The following is a 17,352-nucleotide window of genomic DNA, read 5'->3' on the forward strand; positions in this document are numbered from 1 at the left end:
ATTGATTGATCAGAATATGCGGATACTGGCGTTGTCCTGCCCGGTATACGGTCATTCGTGCTTAGCAGATAAAACGGGTGAGGTGGGGGATGCGTAAGGCACCTAAATGGCGCAGCTGGCTGCCAACAAGTCGGCAACTTCGGTTCCGGGTGCAATCAACCCTTGCCAGAACCTTCCCGACCATCGGTGATCGAAACAACTTCTTTCCAGACAATGCAAACCCAAGGCTCGCACCAAATGAACACTTGCAAACCGTTGATGAGCGCAGCTCTCGTGCGCTGCCTCAAGAGGTGCAGGCGTTTTTTGAAGAACACGGCGCATTGGAGCAAAGCCGCTATCCTTTGCCAATCACCCCCGCCGGTCACACGCAGCTCAGGATGTTTAAGCTCGTTGATACACTGGTCCTCGGCAGCACCGGAGCAACTGTCTTAAAGGCGCAGCATCGACAGATAGAAGCTGCAGCGCCCAACACCATGCGGTTTGCGCGGTTAAAGGACAGGACGATCCAGACTGCAGCCATCAACATGCTGGGCATGGCCGCTGGTCATCGCCACTACTACCACTTCTTGTGCGATGTGGCCTTCCCGCTTCTGTTTCTGCTAGAGCAACTGGGGCCGCTGACATTCCCGCTGAAAATACTGCTTCGGGAAAATCTCCCAGAGTTTCAGAAAGAGTTTTACGAGCATTTGGCTCAGGAGACGCCTCTTCTCAGCCTGGAAGAGTGCAAAGCGAACGAACGCATCCATTGCAAAACGTTGTTTCACTGCACGCCGGCAATGAACTGCGAATACAGAGTCCCAGCCAGCGAGCAGGCAGCATCTATGGTCGCAACGCATTATCTGGCTGCATACCAGCTTGATATGCACAAGACGCCAGCCACAAGGCTCTATATCGCGCGGGATGATGCAAAAACACGCCGAATAGTGAACGAGAAGTCACTCAAAGAGCAGTTGGAGGCACGGGGTTTTCAAAGCGTCATTCCCGGCAAACTAAGCCACAAAGAGCAGGTAGAACTCTTCAACAACGCCAGGATCATCGTTGGAACCCACGGCGCAGGCCTGACAAACCTGCTGTTCACACAAGCAGGCGGCAAGCTGATTGAGATCTTCCCCGCAGATTACGTCCAGAGCGCTTATGCATGGCTCGCGCATGTGCGAGGGCTAAGATACGCGCCGGTTATTGGAGAAAAGAGCGGGGCGCACCAACACTTCTCTCTGTCTCAAAACGCAATCGGACAGATCCTGCACGAAGTTGATGCTTTGGAACTCGCTTAAACCGACTTGGACATTGCAGACACTATAATCGCTGCCAGTGCGGCGGAACAATCAAACTGTCATCCAGATTGGGGTTCTTGAACCACTTAAGCGGCGCTATCACGTGTTTCTCTTCATGCCCGTTTAAGAAAGCAGCCCACCAGCTGAAGGTGCTGTTGGCGGTGACGATGTGATCGCAAGATGACATAACCATCAGATCTTCATAGTCTTTTCCATCCTGCATCGGATCCGCAAAAAACACATTGTCTTGCTGCGGAACCACCTCACGCGCTCGTTCAGGACTGTCAGAGAAGACATAGAAGGTCAGGCCGGGAATGCGCTCTGAGAGGAAATCCATCGCGCCCTTGTAATAGCCAGCAGAGCACAGTCCAAAATTCTGTAGATTGTGCGCCTGACTATAATCGCCATAGCGCACATGCAAGGCAACGGAGGGCCCGGAGTTAATCCGTTGCAGCAGTTTCAGCCGCTCAAGCACCATTGGTTTCTTGAGCGTGATCTCTTCTCGCAATTGCTCCATGATGGAGAATGGCATCTCCCACTTTTGCCAATACCCGTCCAGATAAGCGCTTTGCTTGAATACGGGCGTATCTCCATCTCGCAGCAACTCGTCCTCGCGCATGTAGCGGCGCTGATAGAAGGGATAGAACTTGCGGCATATCTTGACGGTTTGCCCAAAGGCCTGCGCTGGCCAAAGCACTGCCGACATTTCAGATTCAGTGGCAGATAAACCCTGCGTTTTGAAAAGGTTGAGGCAATAGGAGCGGTTGAAATACTGCGCGTACTCACTGTGGTCGAAACGAAGTTTCATCCCCGTTTCAAGCGCGATTTTCCGCCCGAAAGCATACTGAAAAAGTTGATTGCCAATGCCGCCGCGGATACGGACAATCAATGTTGGTTTGAGCTTGCGCCGTCGCGCAGCACCAGACTTTCGCACCTGAGAAGCAACTGACATACGTCCCCCGTACACAAATCAGCGTGTTTACCCCTCAGCCTACCGGAGCTTTGGCAAAGGCTCACTACTAGGTTTTTGGGAGTAAATCTCCTAGCTCGAGCTGAAACTGTGCTAGGTCTGCGAGGATAAGTTGTAATGTGCTCCTGCGGTATCATGAAAATGCCATGCTTGCTGACAACACTGCGCCTGATATAACCAACTGGATTTGCTTATGAACTACGATTTACTCATTTGGGATTGCGACGGCTGTTTGATTGATAGCGAGTGGATTGGCTGTCAGGTAGAGGCCGAAGGCTTCACCAAAGCTGGATACCCGATCAGCACGGAAGAAATGATTGCCCGCTTCTGCGGTGTGTCATCTGCAGAAGTATTCAGCCAGGTTGAAGCGGAAATTGGCGTCAACATTCGCCACCATGAGGCGCTCGTAAATCAGGATGAGGCGCTAAAGGCAGCCTTTGAGCAGTATCTCAAGCCAATCACTGGCATCCATGAAGCATTGCATGAGTTGGACAACTCATTCCCGAATTTGCAAATGTGCATCGCCTCTGGCAGTTCCATGGACCGTCTGGAACATACCCTCAAGCTCACAAATCTATATGATCGGTTTGAGAATAAATATTTCTCGGCTGATCTGGTTGAAAAGGGCAAGCCAGCGCCAGATGTGTTCCTGAAAGCAGCAAGCGAGATGGGCGTCGCTCCCGAAAAATGCGTGGTTGTTGAAGACAGTCACCTCGGCTTGCAAGCCGCCCGGGCAGCAGGCATGACCGCCCTCGGCTTCACCGGAGCCTCCCACGGCAATGCAGATTTACACAGCCGTCTTGAACAGCAAAACCCAATGGCAATCTTTAATGATATGAAAGAGTTAGCCAATCTCATCAAAAAGCTGAATATGCTCAAAAGTACAGCTTGAGGAGCGCCGAGCAGCACAAACTGCCAAAACTTTCTTGACAGGGCAGTGCCGTTGCGGTCATACACTTGGGCATGAACAAGAACCTGACCATCATTTCTGCAGTTTATTATTATGCGCCCGACATATCGGCGGCCGCGTTCCTATAAACTCATGTAAAATTGAGGTCAGAACCAAAAGCCGCCGCGTAGGCGGCTTTCGTGTTTTAGCTCTCCTGCGCGGCGAAGGAGAGCATTATGAAACATACTGTTGTAGACACCACCCGCTGCTTCCGCCCAAAATCTGAAGCCCTTCAACTGCTGATCGATCGCGGTTTCCTGCATCAATGCACGGATTTAGAAGCGCTGGACGAAAAACTCCAAGCAGGCCCCATCACAGCATACGCTGGATTTGATGCAACCGCTGACAGCCTGCATGTCGGCCACCTGCTGCCATTAATGGCCATGCGTTGGCTGCAGAAAACCGGACACAAACCAATCCTGTTGGTGGGCGGCGGTACCACGCGCGTTGGTGATCCAAGCTTCCGCAGTGAAAGCCGTCCGCTGCTGGATGATGCCCAGATTTCCCACAATCTCGCAGGTATTCGCGCAACCGTAGAACGTCTCTTCGACTTGTCTGAAGGGCAGGGCCAAATCGTCAACAACGCTGAGTGGTTGGACGAGTTCCGCTTCCTTGAGTTCCTGCGAGATTTCGGCACGCACTTCACCGTCAACCGCATGATGACCTTCGACAGCGTCCGCTCCCGCCTTGAGGCACAACAACCACTTTCCGTGCTCGAGTTCTGCTACATGATGCTGCAAGCCGTTGACTTCGTTGAGCTCAACCAGCGCTTCGACTGCACATTGCAGATTGGCGGTTCTGATCAATGGGGCAACATCGTCAATGGTGTAGATCTTGGTCGCCGTTCAGGCAGCCAGCTCTTCGGCTTCACATTGCCACTGCTGACAACAGCCTCGGGCAGCAAAATGGGCAAAACCGCAGAAGGCGCTGTGTGGCTCAACCCATCCCGCCTCTCCAGCTTCGGCTTCTGGCAATTCTGGCGCAATGCGGATGATGCTGATGTACCTCGGCTACTGAAACTCTTCACTGATCTGCCACTGGGCGAAATTGACCGCCTGTCTTCCTTACAAGGGCAGGAGCTGAATGAGGCCAAGAAGATCCTGGCAACACAAGTCACCGGAATCGTCCACGGTCTGGCCGCAGCAGAAGCTGCTCTCCAGCAGGGAGAAGCTCTGTTCAGCGGTCAGGAAGACCTCTCTCAGCCAACCCACGAGCTACCTCTCTCCCTCCTCGCCAAACCACTCGGTCTCCTGGACCTGCTGGTAAAAACCGGCTTCGCCACCACCAACAGCGAAGCCCGCCGCCTCATCCGCGGCGGCGCCGTCCGCCTCAACACATCCATAGTTCTGGAAGAAACCCGGATGATTTCAGAAGGCGACCTGAAACCGGGTGAAAGGCTGACCCTAGCGGTTGGCAAGCGTCGTAAGGCATTGGTGGAGTTCGTGTAATCGAAAATAGTGGCCAGCTTGGGTCTGGCCACTTTCCGCCACACTCAGCTACTCAACTTGGAGTTGTGAGAGGGGTGTGTGCCTATTGGAACCTTCTGATGCATGCTTGAATGAATGCAGATTGATTGGGACGTGAGTTACCAAATGCGTTCTCAGGGAAGTATTCTTCATTGGAAACGAGCGGCTGTTTTGGGGCCGTATCAATCTGCGCAAAGTTCGGAACAGTTGGCAGAGTTTGTGGTGCGACACCACATAGTTCAAGCTTCGAAATCAAGTCGGGTAGGGTGCTCTCGTAATATTTTCGAAGATATATATTTTTCATAAAAACATGCCCTCTATGAGCTTGTTCTGTTTCAAGAGGAGCATCAACCACATGCATAGGCTGGTATGGATGACCCGCTTGCACTTGTTGGAAGAATATTCCATGCAGAGGTCCATCATTTATATAGTAAAGCCGATTGTCGAGAATTCCAGGGATTTGGTTGTTCTTTCGCTGAATCTCGTTCGTCGAGATCTTATTTGGGCTATGTAGCCTGTCCACCTGATCGAGTATGTCGCGTTTCGTCGATCCTAATAAATGAAATTTAATGTTGTTGTTTTGCTGTTGGTTCTGAGCAAAGGTGAGTGCGTCATCCCAAACACCAGCATACATCCCCACTACATGTGTCGGACTTTGTTCTATGGCAAACCCGCCTATGTGAAGCGGACGAAATCGCGCAAATGAGCCTTCATCGGTCATATAATAGCAGCTCGGAATTTGGTCTTCTGCAAGTCGATAGTGTTGAGTGGTATCGACGGAGCCAAAAACCATATTGACTTTCTTGATGAATGTTATTGGAACTGGTTGAGTCACAGTGTTCTCTCCTTGTTTTACAAAAAACAAGACTGGTGTGCCCTACGTTTCGTGAAGCTTTTGGGAGATGGAAGTCGCCGTTATCCTTACCAAACCATAAAAAAGCCCCCGCCTAGAAAGGCAGGGGCCAAGTCATATGGATATGAAGCAGGGACAAACCCTGTAAACCGTGGGGCGAGGTCGCCACACGAACTGTGTAAGACGCTACTTAGGCATTTGCGAGCGGACGACTTCCCGAAGGGCGTCAACCGGCTCAAGAGCCTTGCCACGTTTAATGTGCCAGAAGGTCCAGCCATTACAGGCTTGCTGACCCTGAACGAGCGCACCCACCTTATGGATGGATCCTGAATGCTCGCCGCAGATCAAGGAACCATCGGCGCGAACCGTAGCCTTGAAGCGTCCACGGGCATCGGTCAGTTCCGCGCCCGGTGTCAATAATCCTGTCTCCAACAAATTGCCAAACGGAACCCGTGGAAGGGAGCGTTTGCCTTGTGTCATCGCCAGAAAATCATCGTTGGCAGGTGTAACCCGGTCAATCCGTTCGGAAGCGGCTTTAATGTAAGAGTCTTCACGCTCACATCCCACAAAGTGGCGGCCAAGCTTCTTGGCAACAGCACCAGTGGTGCCTGTGCCAAAGAATGGATCAAGGACCACATCGCCCTGGTTTGAAGTGGAGAGCAGCACGCGGTAAAGCAGGCTCTCCGGCTTCTGAGTTGGATGCACTTTGTCGCCGTTGTCGTCCTTCAGGCGTTCATGACCAGTGCAGATAGGTAGCACCCAGTCAGACCGCATCTGAAGATCGTCGTTAAACGTCTTCATCGCATCGTAGTTAAAGGTCGGCTTGCTCTCTTGTGAAGGGCAGGCCCAGATGAGCGTCTCATGAGCATTAGTAAAACGTTTGCCACGGAAGTTCGGCATCGGGTTTGTTTTCAGCCAAACCACATCATTGTTGATCCAGAACCCAAGGTCCTGCATCACCGCACCAACGCGGAAAATGTTGTGATAAGAGCCAATAACCCAGATGGACCCGTTTGGCTTTAACACGCGGCGAACCGCTTGCAGCCAAGCACGAGTGAACTCATCATAAGCTTTAAAGCTGGAGAACTGATCCCAGTGATCATCGCAGGCATCTACCTTCGAATGATCAGGCCTGTGCAGATCTCCGCCCAGCTGTAGGTTATAAGGGGGATCGGCGAAAACCACATCCACGCTGTTGTCAGGAAGCTTGTTCAAAGCCTCAACACAGTCGCCCTTAATAATTGTATCAAGCCAGTCTGGCTTGGTGGAAATGTGGGGTGCCATCAAGGACACCCCTTCTTTACGCTGTACTCTCATTGCGACGCAACACCTCACGCAATTCATGAGTGCTATGGTTACCCACTATGGTAAACCAGAGGTTAATAGTGGATATCTTTTATTCTTTTAGAATCAACGCTTTATTTACAGATTCGAATATTCGTCTCGAAGTTAACTCCCATTAATATTCGACCGCGGATTCCCTTGGGGTAGAGGTTTATGAGGAGTTAAAATGGCGAAAATAGAGACCCTAAATATTTTTTTGAGAGTCAAGCTTTTTTGCTGGCTAAAAAGAACAAGGTAAACGCACTGCGGGGACAGCGGGTAAATCGGTTAACGAGTATGGCAAGGCTTACGCTGCGGACAGCGCAAAAAAAAGCGCGCCATGTAAGGCGCGCTTCCAAATTGCAAATCAGTGCAGGAGAGGGGCTTACTCAATCCCCATGCAGTTGGCGTAGAACGTGACGGTCGCTGGCCAGTCAGAAAACACACCGCTCACTTTCACATCCTGTGCCAGCACATCCAGCAGCTCATAAACGCTGCCTTCGCTGGTGATTGCATCATTGATGCTGCGATAATACCAGCCGCCTTTGTTGTGAGAGAGCAGGCCGGAGCGCTCCAGCGTCCAGGTAAAGATCTTGATGCCAGCCTCATTCGCAGCCTTTGCATAAGCCGATGGCACGATCTTCCCGTCATCCAGAGTGACAAGCATCCAAAGAGGAGGGGAGATATAGTTCACGCCCATCTTTTTCAGCTCAGCCATGGACGGCTTGAAGCTGGTTGGATCAGATGCGTCAAAGCCCTGCATACGGAACCGACCATCAAGGAACACGGCCTGCTTTCCAAACTCAGGCTCATTCTTGATCCAGTACAGCACATCATCCAAAAAGAAGGACTGCGGATAAACGTCAGATGCCGGAACACCTGCTGTTTTATACTCTTCAATTAGCTTCTGAGCGAAATCTTCCTGAGTGAACCCGTCAAACGGCATTTTTACGCTCGGGCGCTTCAACTCCGGCGTAAACTTAACGCCCTGTTCTTTGAAGAGCTCAATGGACTGAGCATGGGTCATCAAAGTGCCACCAGCACCAGCTGCCGCATAAAGGTCCGTGCGCCAGTCAGCTGTGCCTTTCAGGAAGTCCTCAACCGTTGTTGCAGCTGGATTTGAGGCGTCCATTTTGCCAGTGAGACCTTGGAACTCCGCCAATGTGATCTCAGAGGTTCTGCATTCTGCAGCTGCTTTCTCGCCATTGGCAGCAGCAGTAAACGGAGCAACACACGTGCTGGCCAGATCAGTCGCGAGGATATTTGTTGTTGTCGCCAGATCATTTTGAGAATGACGGCAGACCAGCTCCTTATCTTTGGTGAAGGTAACATCGCATTCCTGCACCCCCGCACCCATCACAGCCGCGGCTTGATAAGACTCTAACGTATGCTCAGGAAACTGCAGGGGAGCCCCACGGTGCCCGATCGTGAAACTGGAAGCCTTTGCAGGATTGCCGATGCAGGCGCGCAACTTATCCTTCAACGGGCTCTCTTGCATCTGCTCAACGAGAAAAGCAGGCCGTGGCCCCAACTGGGCAGCTTGTGCGCTCACAGTAAGGCAGGTGCCAGCCACCAAACCAAGCGCAGCAGTACGAACAAAGTGCATAAAAAGATCCCTCCCGATCATCTGAAGCGTAGTCCTGCAAAGTGCCTCTAGAACTCGCCCATGCAATTTTCGGGATAGTTTTACAGAATAAACTGAAGGAGATAAGGGTAAATATGTAGCTATGAATCTCAATTCTGTGTGCAGAGATGAAACTGACGCTGCGTGAAAATATCCTCACTCACTAAAAAATAAACCATATTTGTCCGCAGTTTGTCTTGACCCTGTCGTAAACATCCCTCAGATATATAGTGACACGAAAGAGGAGAAACCGAACGTGTCGACTATATCCGATAGCGACGTTGTGATGGAAAGCCGTTCCATCCGTACGCCTGAGACAATTCCCCCACAATCCTTTAAAGATGCCAGTGAAGCTGTTGCGCACCTGATCTATCTGTTTGATCGGGCGACTGACTTTCTACGTGAGAATTTTAAAGAGGCTGCACAGGGCAGCATGTCGGAAACCAGGGTCAGAGCATTTTACCCGGAACTGCGATTTGAAGTTTCCAGCCACATCCGCGTTGATACGCGCCTGTCCTATGGCTTTGTGGCAAGGCCTGGCAAATACAAAACCACAGTCACCCGGCCAGATCTTTTTAAGAACTACCTGGAACATCAGATTGATCTCCTGATCAAAAACCACGGTCTTGAAGTGGTGATCGCTGAAAGTGATCAGCCGATCCCGCTGCACTTTGCCTTTTATGATGGCGCACACGTGGAAGGCGCTTTGCCATCCAGCGAAGAGCGCCCGTTGCGTGATGTGTTTGATGTGCCGGATCTTGCCGTCATGGATGATGCCATCTCCAATGGCACCTACCGTTCAAAAGATGGCTTTGAGCCGCTTGCGCCGTTTACGGCTCCGCGCGTGGATTATTCTCTGCATCGCTTGCAGCACTACACCGCAACCGCGCCGCGCTATTTCCAGAACTTCGTGCTCTTCACAAACTATCAGTTCTACATTGATGGCTTTGCGCAGATGGCAAAAGAGCTGATCAATGATCCGGAGAGCGGATATGTGGCCTTTGTCGAGCCGGGCAATCTCATCACCTACGCAGGTGATAAAGAGCCGCGCGAAGGTGTGGCCCCGCCGCGCCTGCCACAAATGCCAGCCTATCACCTGCTGCGGGAGGACAACTCCGGCATCACCATGGTGAACATCGGTGTTGGCCCGTCCAATGCAAAAACCATCACCGACCACATTGCAGTGCTTCGCCCACATGCCTGGTTGATGCTCGGCCACTGCGCTGGGCTCAGAAGCAGCCAGCAGCTTGGCGATTATGTACTGGCTCATGGTTACGTACGTGAAGACAAGGTGCTGGATGCTGATCTGCCAACATGGGTTCCAATCCCGCCTCTGGCAGAAGTACAGGTCGCGCTGGAAGATGCCGTTGAAAAGACCACTGGTTACAGCGGCTATGATCTGAAGCGGGTCATGCGCACAGGAACCGTAGCCTCCATCGATAACCGCAACTGGGAACTGCGCGACCACCGCGAGCCGGTGCAGCGTTTCTCCCAGTCCCGTGCGATCGCGCTGGATATGGAATCCGCAACCATCGCTGCCAACGGTTTCCGCTTCCGCGTTCCCTATGGAACCTTGCTCTGCGTATCAGACAAGCCGCTGCATGGTGAGCTGAAGCTGCCCGGCATGGCGACAGACTTCTACCGGACACAAGTGAACCAGCATTTGGAAATTGGTGTGAAGACCATGGAGGTCTTGAGGGAAATGCCGTTGGAACGGCTCCACTCTCGCAAACTCCGCAGCTTCATGGAAACAGCATTCCAATAAGCACCAATCAGCATTTGTAGAAACAAGAAAAGCCGGGCTCAGACCCGGCTTTTTGCTGCGCACTTAGATCACGCCGCCAGCCTTCAGTGCTTTCATCATCACTGTTGGCAGGGCTTCTCCCTCAAGCTCATCTGGTGCTGACCACCAATACCCGTCAGGTTCATCATAATGCGCCGGTGCCTGTGCCTGCCAGACGCTCATTTCTAGATGGAAGTGCGTGAAGGTGTGCTTCACGTCCTTCGGCGTACGCACCCAATCCGCAGTGATTGGAGCATGTGAGAGGTCTTCCATCGCTGCATCATCCGCCCAATGCGTGGTGATGGGCTCACTCATGCCAGCAAGCAGTCCTTTATCTTCGCGTTTGCGCAAAAGAATGCGGCCACGTGCATCGCTGAGCAGAAAGGCCATACCGCGTCGTGTCGGTTTCACCTTCTTGGGGGCTTTGCGTGGCAGCGTGTCAGCAATGCCTTGCTTGCGACCCTCACAAACATCCATCCATGGACAGATGCCACAGGCCGGAGACTTCGGTGTACAGATTGTGGCGCCAAGGTCCATGATGGCCTGCGCAAAATCGCCGGGGCGATCATGCGGCGTCACTTCAGCCATCAAGGGCTTCACTTCAGCTTTTAGAGCAGGGAGCTCTGTCAGCAATGCATGGCGGCGGGACAGAACCCTCTCCACATTGCTATCAACCACAGCAGCATGGCGCCCAAAGGCTATCGTGGAGATTGCAGCAGCCGTGTAAGGACCAATGCCCGGGAGCTTCAAAAGCCGCTCTTCATCCTCAGGAAAACGCCCATTGTGATGCAATTGGACAAATTTTGCACACTTATACAGATTTCTTGCACGGGAATAATAACCAAGCCCAGCCCACGCTTTTAGGATGTCTTCTTCCTCCGCATTGGCCATATCAGCAAGTGTTGGCCATGTCTTTATGAAGAGATTGAAGTAGTTTTTCACTGCCGCAACAGTAGTCTGCTGAAGCATGATTTCTGAGAGCCAGACATGGTAAGGGTCTGGTTTTACACCGGAAAGTATATCAGCAGGAGCTGTTCGCCATGGCAGTTGGCGAGAATTTCTGTCATACCAGTAAAGAACAACTAGATTATCTTGCATGGTTTTGTGGGTTAACCTTGGTTTTGATCCCTAAATAATTGGGGTTCCCTTGGTAATTCATGGTACCGCGGAAAACGGGACTGAATTAAGACTAATATAAAGCAATGGTCATATATGTGCCTTAATCTAATGGCGTGATGAAGACGATGAAAGCAACTGCGCAAAATCGGGTTTCCAGGAGATCAAGCCATCAGCTAAACGAGCTGATTGGTAAGACCATGCACCCTGTCGCGCGCAAGCGCGGATTTGCCAGTGCCGACCTTCTCACCGCCTGGCCAGAACTTGTCGGCAAGAAGTATCACGGAAAAGTACAGCCCGGTAGGCTTGTTTGGCCAAGAGCCAAAAGCTCTGAAGGAGAGCCGGTTGCAGAACCTGCAACACTTCTTGTTCATGCGGATGGCTCCACTGCTTTGTTCTTCACGCATGAAGCTCCACAACTGCGAGATCGGATAAACGCCTTTTTAGGCTGGAATGCGGTTGGCCGCATCAAGGTTGTGCAGCGTCCGGCGCTCAGAACCAAAAAGATCACACCAAAACCACTTCGTGAGCTGTCAGAAATTGAGAACCGCCGCATCGAGCAGAAGGTTGCGTCAGTCTCTGATGAGCGGTTGAAGAATGCGCTGGAAAAGCTCGGCAAGAACCTCATTGCCCGCACACCTGCAAGCAACTCCTGATCCATCCTTAAAGACCCGCAGTTCTGAATGAGTGATTACTGGCTGACCACCAGATCATGCCCCTTTGCGGTATATCCCAGCAAAAGGTCAGGGCGCTCCATCAAAAGATAGGCTGTCGTTGTTTCCTGCGCATTCCGCAGCTCAATGGTATCACCATTCACCGCCCATGCCGTCACGCTGCTCAGCTCTTCATTGGTGCAGCCACTTGTTGCTGCATGCCCGTTTGGAAAACTGCTGGTCACAGCTGGTGTCACAACAGCAGCGCCTGACGGGGTCTTGCTAAACTGAACCCGGCAAGGAGCTGAGCTGTTTCCGCTGCCCTCGCTGACGACCCAGTTCGTAGAGGTAAGTGCGCCCAAATCTGCCGTGCCTGTATAAATTGTATTGGATGTTGCAGGTATAGCAGTCGTTTCAATCGTCGTTTCTTGAGTAGTTGTAGGTATAGCTTCGACGAAATCTTCAGATACAGAGGCTTGGCAGGCAATCAGTGGTGTGCTGAGAAGCATTAAGGTAGTCAAGCGCTTCATAATGTATCCGTATATCTTGTTAGAGAGTTCTATAAATATTTAATAACTCATTAATGAGGCAAAAACAAAACAACACGAGAAATTATTGTTGTTTTCCATGCATAAATTCTGTGGGTATGTATTAGCAGTGCAAGTTTAATCATAGTGAATATCTTGGAACGCTCTCTGCCCGTTTACCGCGAAATGGCAGAACCCCTTTGTTTTAAACGAAGAAAATCGTTTTCTCGCCTAACGTATGCGTCAATCCAGCTGCCTTACCAAAATTTAATATGACTACTCAGGATATTCGGTAGCATCCGACAAGTATTTGCCATAGTTTCCTGAAAACCAATTGTTGCTGGAAAGCGAGCTGTGGGCATGGCTGTATTCTGCGGATGTTCACCAGTTTGTGATCAATGGCTCTTGGGTTGGAGTGGTTATACTCCAGACCAGATGCTGGCTGTCTTTATGGCGATAAACGCGCCGGGTCAGCCAACAGGGCAACACATTTTAACTTGGGATAGAAAAACGTGACACTCTCTCGCCGTAAGTTTCTTGAGCGCACCAGTGCTCTTACAGCCGCTTCTCTTGCCTTTGCCGCTATGCCAACTGTTGCCTCTGCACAGACCTATTCCGAGGCAGACCTGAATAAGGTTGGCCCGTTGGGTGATAAGGTTATCGGCCAGGCAGACGCTCCTGTCACTGTCATTGAATATGCCTCTTTGACATGTGGTCACTGCGCCAACTTCCATAACACCACATATAAAGAGCTGAAGAAGAAATACATCGACACCGGCAAAGTGCGTTTCATCTTCCGTGAATTCCCGCTGGATACAGTCGCCGCAGCTGGCTTTATGCTTGCGCGCTGTGCACCGGAAGACAAATACTTCGACATTATGTCTCTGATGTTCGAACAGCAGCGCAGCTGGGCATTCACCAATGATCCATACAGCGCCCTGTTGAATATGGGCAAGCAACTCGGTTTCACTGAAGAAGCTGTAAAGGCTTGCTTGACGAATCAGGAAATACTAGACGGAGTAACCGAAGTTCGTGACTACGGCTCAGACACGCTGGGTGTAGATTCAACACCGACCTTCTTTATCAACGGTGAAAAAGTAAGCGGAGCACTCTCTCTTGAGGAGTTCAGCAAGTACGTGGATAAGAATCTGTAAGATAAGCGGGCAGCCCTCAGGGCTGAATCTCCTGCTCGCAGATCTATGCGCGTATGATCGCTTACACCCTGTTGTAAGAGTAGGGGGCGCTCCATGAAGTTTCAGCGCCTCCGTGTCCTTGGGTTCAAATCCTTTGTTGAGCCTATGGAGTTTGTCATTGAAGACGGCCTGACAGGCGTTGTCGGGCCCAATGGCTGCGGAAAGTCCAATCTTGTAGAAGCGCTGCGCTGGGTTATGGGAGAGAGCTCCTATAAGAACATGCGCGCCTCTGGAATGGATGATGTAATTTTCTCGGGCAGCCTTAACCGCCCGGCGCGTAACACAGCCGAAGTAACGCTCTTTCTCGACAACCAAGATCGAACAGCCCCCACTGGATATAACGACAGTGACACGCTGGAAGTCACCCGCCGTATCGAGCGCGAAGCTGGCTCTGTCTATAAGATCAACGGCAAAGACGCTCGTGCAAGAGACGTACAGCTGCTGTTTGCCGACGCCTCCACTGGTGCACGCTCGCCGGCAATGGTGCGACAGGGGCAAATCGGCGAGCTGATTTCGTCCAAACCAACATCGCGTAGAAAGATCCTGGAAGAAGCCGCAGGCATCTCTGGTTTGCACAGCCGCCGGAAAGAAGCAGAAATCCGTCTGCGGGCTGCTGAAACCAATCTGGAGCGACTGGAGGATGTGGTTGTTCAAATTGAAGGGCAACTCGACGGCCTGAAGCGGCAGGCAAGACAAGCCACCCGCTACCGCAACCTCTCCTCAGAAATTCGCAAGGCCGAAGCGACGATCCTGTATCTGCGCTGGCAGGAAGCAACATCCGCGCTGGACGCTGCCCGCAAGCAATATGCGGATGCTGAAATCGGAATGCGAGACATCGCAGGCCTGCAGGCGTCCACGGCGAAAGAGCAGGCACTCGCTGCCCATGAAATTCCAAAGCTCAGAGAAGCCGCAGGTGGCGCTGCTGCTGCGCTCCAGCATCTGATTATCGCGAAAAACGATCTTGAGTCAGAAGACCGCCGGATCAGAGAAAAGCTAATGGACCTTCAGGCGCGTCTTGCTCAGATGGAGCAGGATATCGAGCGTGAAGCCCAACTTGCCAGCGAAAACACCAGTCATCTGGAAGAGCTGGAAGAGGAAAAACAAGAACTCCTCGAAGCTGCCGAGACTTTGGACGAGCGTGCGGCTGAAGCCGAAGAACTGGTGTTGATCGCGGAAGACAATCTCGATGCCAGCGAGATGAAACACTCGCGGATCACACAGGATCACGCCAGCCTCCTCGCCAAGCACACCCAGCTCGACAATCAGATCTCAGGCATTCGCCAGAAGAGCGCCCGCTTTAAAGAAGAAGCAGACCGCTTCAAAGGCCAGCTTGAAGCTGTTGAGGCAGATATTAAAGCGGCCAGTGGCCCAAGCGATAAGCGCGAAGAGCTGGAAATGGCTCTGGAAGAACTGGCAGAAGCAGAAGAAACCGCAGTCGAAGCGGAAGAGACACTGGCAACGGCACGCGAAACGGAAAACAACTGTCGCACTCCATTGAATGAAGCGCATTCAGCTCTTTCCAGATATGAGACCGAAGCCAAGACACTGCAGGCCGTCCTTTCTGCTGGCCAAAGTGGAGACTGGACACCCGCTGTAGACCGCATGAGCGTAAACCCGGGTTTGGAAACAGCGCTGGGTGCCGCCTTGGGCGAAGACCTTGATGCTGCAATGGAAGAAGATGCGCCGGTCCGTTGGAGCCTGAATGCGGGGGCGGGCAGTGATCCAGCCCTTCCAGCAGGCGCAACACCACTTTCCGAATATGTGCAGGCGCCCAATGAGCTGGCCCGCCGTCTCGCTCAGGTTGGGCTGATTGAGGCTGAACACGGCTCAGCTTTGCGCAAAGAGCTGAAAGTTGGCCAGCGATTGGTCAGCAAGCAAGGGGATCTGTGGCGCTGGGATGGTTTGATCATCGCAGCAGATGCACCAACACCAGCTGCACAACGTCTCGCACAACGAAACCGCTTGGCGGAACTGGAAGACCTCGTCGAACAGACGAGGGATCTGGTGGAAGAAAAGAACGAAGCGCTGGAAACCGCGACCGAGCACAGGCGTCAGGCAGAAGTTGCTGAACAGGACATGCGTCAAAAACTGCGCCTGGAGCAATCTCGCATTGTCGCCTTGCGGGAAGAGCTCGCGACTGCTGAGCGCGCCTTAACAGAATTGTCGGTGCGTAAAACAACGCTTGAAGAACAGCTCCGCCGCGCAAATGAAGATTATGAAGAGACTGCAATTTCGCTCGAAGAAGCCGAGAGCGCTCTGGAAGAGCTGCCGGATATTGCAGGCGTAACAGCTGAGCTGGAAAGCGCGTCCAAAGATGTTTCCGCCTGTCGTAGCAAACTGGCGGAGGCCAAAGGGGCCACCGATGCGCTGAAGCGGGAGGGGGAGCTGCGTGCGCGGCGCCTTGAAACCATTGAACGCGACAGACAGAATTGGGTTCAGCGCGTGCAAAACGCAGACAAGCAAATCTCCGTCCTGCGCCAGCGTCGTGATGATGCCGCAGAAGAGCGTCTCATCCTGTTGGCGAGCCCGGAGGAGATCGAGCTCAAACGTCAGGACCTGATGAATGGCCTCACATCTGCAGAGAGTGCACGCAAGGCAGCTGATGACAAACTCGCGGAAGGTGAAAAGCGCCAGCTGATCGCCGACCAGAAGGCCCGTGAAGCCATGGAAGGCTTATCTGGTGCTCGCGAGCGCAAGGTCCGTGCCGAAGAGCGCCTTGAAGCAGCCAAAGAGCGCCGCCTGGAAATTGAACGCCGCGTGGATGAGGTGCTGGAAGTCAATGTCTCTCGTCTGCATGAGATGGCCGGCCTGTCACCAGATGCGCCTTTGCCGGATGCCGAAGGTGCCGAACGCAAGCTTGATCGTTTGAAGGCTGAGCGGGAACGTCTGGGAGGCGTAAACCTGCGTGCCGATGAGGAAATGCAGGAAATTACGGAGCAGCGAGACACGCTGATCACCGAAAGAGACGACCTGATTGAGGCCATCAGGAAGTTGCGCACAGGAATCATGAACCTGAACAAGGAAGCGCGAGAGCGTCTCTTGAGCTCTTTTGATCAGGTCAACGACCACTTCAAGCGTTTATTCACACACTTGTTCGGCGGTGGAACGGCAGAGCTGAAACTGGTGGATGCGGAAGACCCTCTCGATGCTGGTTTGGAGATCTTTGCACGCCCTCCGGGCAAGAAGCCCCAGACCATGACACTGCTTTCAGGGGGAGAGCAGGCTCTCACCGCCATGGCGCTCATATTCGCAGTTTTCCTTACAAATCCTGCCCCAATCTGTGTTCTGGACGAGGTTGACGCTCCGTTGGACGATGCCAATGTTGAGCGTTATTGTGCTTTGCTGGAGGATATGGCGCAGAACACGGCAACGCGTTTCACCGTCATCACGCACAACCCGATTACCATGGCGCGCATGTCCAGATTGTTCGGTGTAACCATGGCTGAAAGAGGGGTCTCCCAGCTCGTTTCAGTAGATCTTGAGACGGCTGAACGATTCACCGAACCGGCCTAAAATAGGGTACAATACGGCCTTGAAAGTATCCTTTATACGTATTCTCTGTTAGAAACTCTGGAAACTCTATAGATATCAGTTATTTAGCTTAAGTAGCTCTAACCTTGA

At 52.3% G+C, this 17,352-nt stretch carries 13 protein-coding genes; 7 read left to right on the forward strand and 6 right to left on the reverse strand.

Translation table 11 applies throughout. The features are described 5' to 3' along the window. Positions 1-89: 89 nt before the first annotated feature. The gene (locus PsAD13_RS08370) at positions 90-1,274 is read left to right on the forward strand and encodes a glycosyltransferase family 61 protein (RefSeq protein ID WP_063317851.1); all 1,185 of its coding nucleotides are present in this window, start codon (positions 90-92) and stop codon (positions 1,272-1,274) included. A 22-nt stretch (positions 1,275-1,296) separates the two neighbouring features. Here PsAD13_RS08370 and PsAD13_RS08375 read toward each other — a convergent pair whose 3' ends face one another. Then, a complete protein-coding gene (locus tag PsAD13_RS08375; RefSeq protein WP_063317852.1) occupies positions 1,297-2,226 on the reverse strand; it encodes an alpha-1,2-fucosyltransferase in 930 nt (309 codons plus the stop codon). 211 nt (positions 2,227-2,437) lie between these two features. On the opposite strand from PsAD13_RS08375, the gene PsAD13_RS08380 reads away from it, so the two are divergent. Further along, entirely contained in the window at positions 2,438-3,136 is a 699-nt protein-coding gene (locus PsAD13_RS08380) for an HAD family hydrolase (protein ID WP_063317853.1), read from the forward strand. Positions 3,137-3,369: 233 nt separating this feature from the next. Continuing rightward, positions 3,370-4,641: a tyrosine--tRNA ligase gene (gene tyrS / locus PsAD13_RS08385; RefSeq protein ID WP_063317854.1), complete on the forward strand. Its 1,272-nt coding sequence runs from the start codon at positions 3,370-3,372 to the stop codon at positions 4,639-4,641. An 82-nt stretch (positions 4,642-4,723) separates the two neighbouring features. Here tyrS and PsAD13_RS08390 read toward each other — a convergent pair whose 3' ends face one another. The 3 genes from PsAD13_RS08390 to PsAD13_RS08400 all read right to left on the reverse strand — a co-directional run bounded on the left by PsAD13_RS08390 (position 4,724) and on the right by PsAD13_RS08400 (position 8,441). After that, the gene (locus PsAD13_RS08390; RefSeq protein WP_153040862.1) at positions 4,724-5,494 is read right to left on the reverse strand and encodes a hypothetical protein; all 771 of its coding nucleotides are present in this window, start codon (positions 5,492-5,494) and stop codon (positions 4,724-4,726) included. Between the two features lie 204 nt (positions 5,495-5,698). Continuing rightward, a complete protein-coding gene (locus tag PsAD13_RS08395; RefSeq protein ID WP_063298826.1) occupies positions 5,699-6,796 on the reverse strand; it encodes a site-specific DNA-methyltransferase in 1,098 nt (365 codons plus the stop codon). Positions 6,797-7,220: 424 nt separating this feature from the next. Continuing rightward, positions 7,221-8,441 carry a glycerophosphodiester phosphodiesterase family protein gene (locus PsAD13_RS08400; protein ID WP_063317856.1) on the reverse strand — a complete coding sequence of 407 codons (1,221 nt, stop codon included), beginning with the start codon at positions 8,439-8,441 and terminating at the stop codon, positions 7,221-7,223. Between the two features lie 304 nt (positions 8,442-8,745). On the opposite strand from PsAD13_RS08400, the gene PsAD13_RS08405 reads away from it, so the two are divergent. Continuing rightward, complete coding sequence (locus PsAD13_RS08405; RefSeq protein ID WP_063293848.1) at positions 8,746-10,224, forward strand: AMP nucleosidase; 1,479 nt, start codon at positions 8,746-8,748, stop codon at positions 10,222-10,224. 63 nt (positions 10,225-10,287) lie between these two features. Here the strand turns inward: PsAD13_RS08405 and mutY are convergent, their stop codons facing one another. Further along, positions 10,288-11,340, reverse strand: coding sequence for an A/G-specific adenine glycosylase (gene mutY, locus PsAD13_RS08410; protein WP_063317857.1), 1,053 nt, complete (start codon positions 11,338-11,340; stop codon positions 10,288-10,290). Positions 11,341-11,477: 137 nt separating this feature from the next. On the opposite strand from mutY, the gene PsAD13_RS08415 reads away from it, so the two are divergent. Continuing rightward, entirely contained in the window at positions 11,478-12,014 is a 537-nt protein-coding gene (locus tag PsAD13_RS08415; RefSeq protein WP_082826820.1) for a DciA family protein, read from the forward strand. A 35-nt stretch (positions 12,015-12,049) separates the two neighbouring features. On the opposite strand, the gene PsAD13_RS08420 is transcribed toward PsAD13_RS08415, so the two are convergent. Beyond that, on the reverse strand, positions 12,050-12,541 hold the full coding sequence (locus PsAD13_RS08420) for a hypothetical protein (protein ID WP_152986677.1): 492 nt from the start codon (positions 12,539-12,541) through the stop codon (positions 12,050-12,052). A gap of 509 nt (positions 12,542-13,050) precedes the next feature. On the opposite strand from PsAD13_RS08420, the gene PsAD13_RS08425 reads away from it, so the two are divergent. Together PsAD13_RS08425 and smc are read left to right on the forward strand one after the other, a co-directional pair. Continuing rightward, entirely contained in the window at positions 13,051-13,692 is a 642-nt protein-coding gene (locus tag PsAD13_RS08425) for a DsbA family protein (protein WP_057462890.1), read from the forward strand. Between the two features lie 93 nt (positions 13,693-13,785). After that, complete coding sequence (gene smc / locus PsAD13_RS08430; protein WP_063317858.1) at positions 13,786-17,244, forward strand: chromosome segregation protein SMC; 3,459 nt, start codon at positions 13,786-13,788, stop codon at positions 17,242-17,244. Positions 17,245-17,352: the final 108 nt, after the last annotated feature.

The sequence above is a fragment of the Pseudovibrio sp. Ad13 genome (assembly GCF_001623225.1).
GTDB lineage: Bacteria > Pseudomonadota > Alphaproteobacteria > Rhizobiales > Stappiaceae > Pseudovibrio.